Here is an 8,122-nt window from a genome sequence, read left to right on the forward strand (position 1 = left end):
TTATAGAAACTTCTATGTACGAGCGTAAACCGCCAGCTCGTCATTGTGATTCATACATTCATTCCGGTAGCTAGAAGTCAAAAGGCTTCTCAGAACTAGTCGATCAGACCAGCCTGCTGGAGCAGCCGTTTCAGCATTACAGCTGCCTGGGCGCGGGTCACCGCAGCTTGAGGAGCAATGTGCTGCTGCTCGTCACCCTGGAGAATGCCTTTGTTCACCAATAAGGCGACCGATGCTTTAGCCCAGTCGGCGATGTCGGCGGCATCGTTGAAGCCGGACAACTGCCCGTCAGCCTTATTCGCCGGTAGTTCCTTATTCAGCTTAGCCACGTCGGCAGCGCGGGTCAATATAACGGCCGCTTCGCTGCGTGTAATGCTCTGATTCGGGCGGAACGTTCCGTCCTCGTAACCGCCAATCAAACCGAAGGCTGAAGCGAGCGACACGCTGTCCGCGAACCAGTCTGACGCAGCAACATCCCGGTACGCTCGCTGTGTGCTGACGCCGGATCGTAACCCGAGCGCACGCACGGTCATAGCCGCGAATTCGGCGCGTGTAACGGAGTGGTCCGGCGCGAAGGCATCCTCGCTCATGCCGTTAACAATAAGCCGTGAAGCCATTTCATTCACGTCGTTTTTACTCCAATGACCACTCAGATCAGCGAATGCTTTCGAGCTTTGCACTGCCGCGTAGGTGCTGTTGGTCAAGCTGCTCAATACAGCATATTTGTGTCCGTCACGAACGTCGATGCGCGTCGGTATGGGGGACAGATTGCCGTCCGCTGTGAAGACAACCCCTGTTGTTACCTGCGAAGCGTCGACGTTGTCAGGCAGACCAATGGCCCGTTCAACATAGCTTGTAAATTCAGTCACAACCATTTTGTTGTTTCCATACGCAGCTTCGATTTCGAACTCGATAGGCAGCGCCGCCATAGTCAAGCCTTTCTCCCGGGCAGCATTGCTGATCAGATCAGCCTTCTCCTGAGACGCTTCGCTGATCCGAATGCTAAACGTGATGTCTTGAAGATTCATGCCGGCTTCCAGACTGTCAGCTATATGGCGGATATCAAGCCGGGTAGCCGGAAGTGTGTATATCGCACGTTCGGATCCGATCTCAATAACCGCTTCTTTATCGGCCATTTGCTTAACAAGCTGGCCGGTCAACTGCCCGATCATCGTATCTGCTTCTACAGTAACCGGAATGGAGATAACCTGTCCCATCCCGTTAGCCAGCTGATCCAGCACCTTCTGCTCATCCAATGTTATCGTAACGACGGTCTTGCCGTTTACTTGCTCCGCAGTGAAGGCAGCCCATGATGACTGGCGTACCCCGTCAACGATAATATCTTGTGTCCGTGCAGTGCCCGCGCCTGTGTTGACCGAGCCGCCGGATACGGCACCCGATTCGCTAGAGGATTCATCCAACAAACGAGTAACGTAAAGCGTATATCTCGTTTCAGTCACGCCGTCCTGCGCCAACACCTTCACCCGGATCGGGTTCAGTCCGTCCTGAAGCAGGATCTCCGAGGAAGCAGCACCGCTTGCCACCGCTGCATCGTTAATGAATAAGGATGCGGTCGGGTCATAAACCGAGGCTGTTACCGTTACGGTTTGCGTACCGGAGGCGACGACCGTTTCATAAGATGTCGTTCCTCGCGCAAACGCAGGCGTCAGTTGTCCCGCGCTAGTCGCAAGGGACGATAATTCCGCATTGCCTGAAAGAGCGCGCGTTACCGTGATCGTGTATCTTCCTGTCGTTCCATCTTGAGCCGTTACATCCACAGCAATGGCATTTGGACCCACCTGCAGCGGTATGGCCGCGCTTGACACGTCGTTTGCTGCCGGTACGCCGTCGATTTTCATGGTCGCGTTCGGCTCGTAGACGGATGCCGTGACGCTTACACTGTAGACGCTATTAGCCACAGTCTGGGTGTATGCCGTCGTTCCCCGCGAGAATACTGGCGTCAGTTGTCCGGCGCTAGTCGCAAGGGACGATAATTCCGCATTGCCTGAAAGAGCGCGCGTTACCGTGATCGTGTATCTTCCTGTCGTTCCATCTTGAGCCGTTACATCCACAGCAATGGCATTTGGACCCACCTGCAGCGGTATGGCCGCGCTTGACACGCCGTTTGCTGCCGGTACGCCTCCGATTTTTATGGTCGCGTTCGGTTCGTAGACGGATGCCGTTACGCTTACGCTGTAGACGCTATTGGCTACAGTCTGTGCATACGCCGTCGTTCCCCGGGCGAACGCAGGCGTCAGTTGCCCGGCGCTGGTCGCAAGGCTCGACAGCTCCGCATTGCTCGATGCCGCACGTGTGACCGTTAGGGTATAATGGCCGCGGCTTGTTCCATTCTGCGCCGTGACTTCAACGGCAATGAGATTCGGTCCCACCTGCAGCGGGATCTCCGCGCTCGGCACGCCGCTTGCTGCTGGCACGCCTCCAATCGTTAGCGTCGCATTCGGCTCATTCAGGGATGCCGTTACACGCAAGCTATATACGCTATTGGCTACGCTTTGACTGTACGCTGTTGTTCCACTATCAAATACAGGCGTCAATGCCCCGGCGCTTGTCGTCAACCCCATTAACTCCGCGTTGCTCGAACCAGCTCGCGTCACTGTGATCGCATAGTCGTTGACGATAACCCCGTCCTCCGCCGTTGCCATCACATGAATGACGTTCGGACCGACTTGCAGCGCAATCGGGGGCGACGGTACGCCGCTTGCCGCTAGATTCCCTCCAATGGTGAGACTGCCCTTTGTATCGTTCAACGTGGCCGTCAAACTGATTTCAGTTACGTCATTAGCTACGCTCACGTTATAATCTTTGGTCTGGGCCGCAAAGACCGGCTGCAACGCGCCTTTACTAGCGGAAAGTCCCGCCAATGCTGCATCATGCGAAGGATCGCCTACGATCACATTTACCGTTGCTTCGCGCTCCCCCTTGTTATGCTTCCCGTTAGGGATCGTCAACTGCCCTTTGAAGCTATATGTACCCGGCGTTCTGGGGTCGTATTCGGGAGTACCCTGATCCCAGGTCACGGCCGCCGGGTCAGTCGTGTCACCGACCATGTCATCGGAATCGTGGAAGGCAGCGCATTCGACTTGACTGTCCCGAACGGCACCGGAATATCAGATAAAGCAACGGATAACGGGGTGCCGTACGTAATAACGAATGCCCGGGCGTTCGCAACGGGATTTGAAAGTAACGTATCGTCATCCTGATAGGCCACATACAGCTTGCCGTTATCAGCCGATAGAGAAGTGTAGTAAACTTCCTTTCTTTGGATCGCAGCATCGCCTACCGGCATCCACGCGTTGCCGTTATACTGCTTGACCATTAGTTTGTTATCGTTAGTTCCATCCTGGTAAGCAAGGTATAGGCCGTTGTTATCCTTCGCAAGCGAAGCATAGTCAGCTTTACCGACCGATACAATACCTTGATCGGGACCAACGCTCTCCCAGTTCGTGTTGACGTATTTGACAACGCGCAGCTTTTTGGAATTGCCGCGATCCTGGTAAGCCACATAAGGAGTACCGTCGAATACGTAGAAATCGTGGTACAAGAGCCCACTTTCTGCCACAGAAGGCAGCAAGCTTCCGACCTGCTGCCAGCCGTTCGCCGGCTGATCCTCGTCGAACATCATGACAGACAAATCAATAACCGTCGAGCTTGTATTCTGCTTGTAAGCAACATACACGATATGCCCGCTGACTTCAATTCTCGGCATGGTGTTTGTAGCTCTCTTGTAGTTGAAATAGTTCGGCGTTCCAACTGGCCCCCAGGTCTGATTGCCGTTATTATATTTCATAACCGTAAGCTTGCTTGAATTGCCCCCATCCTCAAAGGTCACATAGGGAACGCCGTTATTTACAGCTAACGAGATGGCAGCCGTATTGCTTTTAACAGATCCCAAAGATTCCCATCCGCCATTCGTCAGCTTGAATACCTTCGCAACCCAATTTTGTACAAACGCTACATACAACACATGATCTGAAGGATCAAGCGCGAGCCGTATCGAATCCACATTTCCAGTAGCTATAGGTCCCGTATCCGTCCACTGCTGACCATCATACTTTTTGACCACAACCTTATTGGTTAAGCGATCTGCGGCGTACAGATCGTCATCGCGGTAAGCATAATAAAGCGTTCCGTTATCCGCAATAATTTGGTTGTAGTATGTGCCCCGATCCGACACATACGCATCCGTCAGCGGCTTCCATACCATATCTGCGGCCTGTGTACCGGCCGGAAAACGAAATGCGCAAATGGCCGTAAACAACAGCATCGCCATTAGCACGATTCGGGCTGCTCGAGCGAGGCCGAACGATGGATTCGAAGTAAACTTCGTCCGTCCGCTTCCATTTATTTCCCGCCGCGGAGCGCCGGGCTGATGCTTGTCCATTTCAAAATTGCCTGTCTCCGATGTCTGCATTGTACTGCTCTTCCTCTCTCTTGTTCACAGAATGGAGCTCTATTATAACACACGCCCTCTGAACAAATTCTGAACATTTTCTTCTCTTCCGAAAAGAAGGTTTGCCGTTACCTCACACCCTCTCTCATCCGTGAAAAATGCGGTCAGCAGCGCTTGCAACAGTTACTCACGCGAAGCCGAGTCTGTTGTCAAGGAGATCGCTGCATAACGGCATCTGCGTGAATGACATTTTCAATGAGGTATTCACATTGTTCGAGCGACGAGCCTGTTTATTTTCATGATGGAGATCGCCATGAAGCAGTATCTTCCGGGGGTACATAGCGGAAACTGACGCACATATATCGTTAGCTTTTTTGAAATATGGATACAGTCTTCCCTTCCGCTTATATAGTCCATGCCGGCTTCATCCATTCGATGTAGGTTGGATACGGATCGGCGTTCGCGGGCGAGATATGCAAGTCTTTGTACAAGACGCAAAGATCGTAATTGTTTGTTCACTTGAGTTCCCGCGAATAACGAATGACCGGGCTCTATGCGTTTCCCCTTTCGTAGACAAATAATCCATGTGCTTCCGTCCCGCTACCGCAAAATACGATTGTCGATAGACGAATTCTACATATTTTAGTTGAAAAATAAAGAAAACTAAATTATTATTTTGATGATAATGATATTCATTCTCATTTAATTTGGTTGCAAAGGGGAGGACATCGTCATGTTTTCAAGCAAGAAAGGGCTCTTCAACGGCATGGTAATCGTGCTCGGGGCAGCTGTGCTCGCATCAGGCTGCGGAGCGAACCCGCCGACCGGCAGCGCACCGCTAGCGGGGAATGCAGCACCAGCAGGAGCTAAGAGCGAAACAGCCGCTGCCAGTAAATCCAGAACAATCAAGCATTTGAAGGGAGAAACGACCGTAACAAGCGAGCCCACAAAAATCGCCGTCTCGGAATACCGGCTGGCCGATCCGCTTCTTGCCTTGGGCATGAAGCCGATTGCCATGGGCAGCTACTTGGGAGGGCTTAATCTGGATTGGCTCAAACCGAATGCGCTGCAAGGCGTCAAAGATTTGGGTGAGAAAGGCAATCCGGAAGCGATCCTGGACGCTCAGCCGGATTTTATTATCGCATGGGAACCGCAAAATCAAAACTATGAAGCGCTAAGCAAAGTGGCTCCGACTATTGTCGTCAATCAGACGGAAGATTGGCGGGGCGATTTTATCGAATTCGGCAAGCAGTTGAACAAGCAAGCCGAAGCCGAGCAGTGGCTGAAGAAATACAAGGAGAAGGCGGAAGCGTACAAAGTCAAGCTTGCCCCTAAGCTGGCGGGAGGAAAAACGGCGATATACATGCGCGTGCTGCAAAAAGAATTCCGGATCCAAGGAACCGATCACCGGCTTGCCGGTATTCTGTATGAAGATCTCGGGATTCCCGTTCCCGAGAAAGTACACTCGATCCAAAAGCGCGAATCAATCTCAATGGAGGTTCTTCCGCAATTCGACGCCGATTACTTGTTCATACAAGTTGGCTCCGCGGTAGCGGGAGGCGACAAAGAGGCGGAGAAGCGGCTCGCTGAGTTGCAGCAAAGCGCGATCTGGAGCAACTTGAAAGCCGTTAAAAATAAACATGTATTCATCGTGCCCTTTTATGTCGACGTCGACTTTCCAATGGCCAACGAGAAATCCATGGAGCTCGTGGCGGATTCGATCCTGAACAATCCGTAAAGCGAATAACGGTGTCTTGACTGCACCCGGCGGCAATCGCGTTCGCGCTGCGGCCTGCTCATCATGTCCGGCAGAGGGCAAAGCCTGCATCATTCGGTTAGCGCTGGCCGGATAACCTCGGAGAATGATCATCCAGGGAGAAATAAAACCTTCCCCTCCCTGGATGCATGCTCTGAGCTCAAGCTGCCGTTGTCCGGTTCTGCGTTAGCGCAGGCTGATCTTGGCGAATTTCCGCTTGCCGACCTGCACGATATCGCCGTCCTGCACTTCGATCCGCTCATTCGGGTCGTCGACCTTGTGCTCGTTGATTTTGACCGCTCCTTGGACGACGCTGCGCTTCGCTTCGCTGCCGGAAGATTGCAGTCCGAGCGTTACCAGCAGCTTCGTCACCGAGATCTTACGGTCCTCCAGCTCCGCTTCGCTCAGCTCGATGAGTTCAATCTCATCCGGCAAAGCGCGTTTCTGGAACACGGTGATGAAGTAGTTCTCCGCGTCCATCGCCGCCTGCTCGCCGTGATACATGCCGATGTAGGTTTTGGCCAGCTTCATCTTGGCATCGCGCGGATGCACCGTGCCGTCCTCCAGCCCCTGCTTTAATTGCTGCAGCTCCTCGTTCGATAGCGAGGTTGTGAGCTCGTAGTATTTGAGCATCAATTCATCGGGAATCGACATCGATTTGCCGAACATTTCGTTGGGCGCTTCGTCAATGCCGATATAATTGCCAAGGCTCTTGCTCATCTTCTGAACGCCGTCCAGCCCTTCGAGCAGCGGCATCAGAATGGCGACTTGCCCGTCCTTCATCTCGTAAGCGCCCTGCAGCGTCCGGCCCATCAGGATGTTGAACGTCTGGTCTGTGCCGCCAAGCTCGATATCGCTTTGCAGCGAAACGGAATCGTATCCTTGCATGAGCGGGTAAAAAAATTCGTGAATATGAATCGGCTGATTGCCGGCATACCGCTTGGCAAAATCATCACGCTCCAGCATCCGGGCCACCGTTAATTTGCCGGCCAGCTGCAGCACTTCTTCGAATTTCATTTCGCCGAGCCAGGCGGAGTTGAAATAAAACTTCGTTTTTTGCGGATCGAGGATTTTATACAACTGCTCGCGGTACGTCTGCGCATTCCTCGCGACATCCTCTTCAGACAGCTGCTTTCGCGTCTCCGATTTGCCCGTCGGATCGCCGATCCGTCCGGTGAAATCGCCGATGATGAGCTGCACCTCGTGACCTAAATCCTGAAACTGCCGCAGCTTATGCAGCACTACCGTATGCCCGATATGAATATCCGGCGCCGAAGGGTCCAGCCCCAGCTTGACCCGCAAAGGCCGTCCTTCCGCAATGGAATCGGCCAGCTTTTCCTTGAGCGCCGCCGCCGGAATAATGTCCGCCGCGCCGCGGCTAACGATTTGCAGCTGCCTTTCCACTTCGTTCTTCTGTTGTTCGGTTAGCTGATCCCATCGGTTCATCTTCTGTTCCTCCTCATATTCTCGCCTCAAACACAAATAAACCTTCTGCATCCCCGAAGGGACGAGAAGGTTATCTCGCGGTACCACCCTAATTAAAGAAGCGAACAGGCCAATGGCCCTCGACTTCTTTCACTCTTTGTGCTAACGGCTGCTCGCCGGGCAAAAGCTACTCGCGGCATGACTGCCCTTTCCCTTTTCCATCTCAGGACTGTAATTCGGCAAAAATGCATGCACCGGTTCGCACCAACCACCGGTTCTCTGAGCGCACTCGACATTCTTCCTACTCGGTTATGTTCTAACCATGCCCATCATCGATTTGTCCGATATTGAATTATAACGAAGATTAAATCACAAATCCGGCTTATTGTCAAACGCAAGCAGCCTATGGTGTCGTTGTGCTGTGATAATGTCACTGTGTAACTGTTCTGAGATAATGTCACCATGGGACAGGAGATCATGACATTGAGCAGAGCAGAATTGAAGAAGGTTGTCGTAGTGGAGAAAATCAT

At 52.7% G+C, this 8,122-nt stretch carries 4 protein-coding genes; 1 reads left to right on the forward strand and 3 read right to left on the reverse strand.

What is annotated here, in order from left to right:
• Positions 1–95 precede the first annotated feature (95 nt).
• A complete protein-coding gene (locus KXG62_RS30805; protein WP_218095835.1) occupies positions 96–3,068 on the reverse strand; it encodes a cadherin-like beta sandwich domain-containing protein in 2,973 nt (990 codons plus the stop codon).
• Positions 3,035–4,432 (reverse strand): NHL repeat-containing protein, encoded by a 1,398-nt coding sequence (locus tag KXG62_RS30810; RefSeq protein ID WP_218095836.1) that lies wholly within the window; start codon positions 4,430–4,432, stop codon positions 3,035–3,037. The genes KXG62_RS30805 and KXG62_RS30810 overlap by 34 nt, the downstream gene beginning before the upstream one ends.
• A gap of 712 nt (positions 4,433–5,144) precedes the next feature.
• On the opposite strand from KXG62_RS30810, the gene KXG62_RS30815 reads away from it, so the two are divergent.
• A complete protein-coding gene (locus tag KXG62_RS30815; RefSeq protein WP_218095837.1) occupies positions 5,145–6,149 on the forward strand; it encodes an ABC transporter substrate-binding protein in 1,005 nt (334 codons plus the stop codon).
• A gap of 204 nt (positions 6,150–6,353) precedes the next feature.
• On the opposite strand, the gene tyrS is transcribed toward KXG62_RS30815, so the two are convergent.
• The gene (gene tyrS, locus KXG62_RS30820; RefSeq protein WP_218095838.1) at positions 6,354–7,613 is read right to left on the reverse strand and encodes a tyrosine--tRNA ligase; all 1,260 of its coding nucleotides are present in this window, start codon (positions 7,611–7,613) and stop codon (positions 6,354–6,356) included.
• Positions 7,614–8,122 lie beyond the last annotated feature (509 nt).

This window comes from Paenibacillus solanacearum, from assembly GCF_910593845.1.
Taxonomy (GTDB): domain Bacteria; phylum Bacillota; class Bacilli; order Paenibacillales; family NBRC-103111; genus Paenibacillus_G; species Paenibacillus_G solanacearum.

What these genes read in the sequence shown, in the direction of transcription:
- KXG62_RS30805 (WP_218095835.1), bottom strand. Translation starts at nt 3,068, where the DNA reads ATGGTCGGTGACACGACTGACCCGGCGGCCGTGACCTGGGATCAGGGT.
- KXG62_RS30810 (WP_218095836.1), bottom strand. Translation starts at nt 4,432, where the DNA reads ATGCAGACATCGGAGACAGGCAATTTTGAAATGGACAAGCATCAGCCC.
- KXG62_RS30815 (WP_218095837.1), top strand. Translation starts at nt 5,145, where the DNA reads ATGTTTTCAAGCAAGAAAGGGCTCTTCAACGGCATGGTAATCGTGCTC.
- tyrS (WP_218095838.1), bottom strand. Translation starts at nt 7,613, where the DNA reads ATGAACCGATGGGATCAGCTAACCGAACAACAGAAGAACGAAGTGGAA.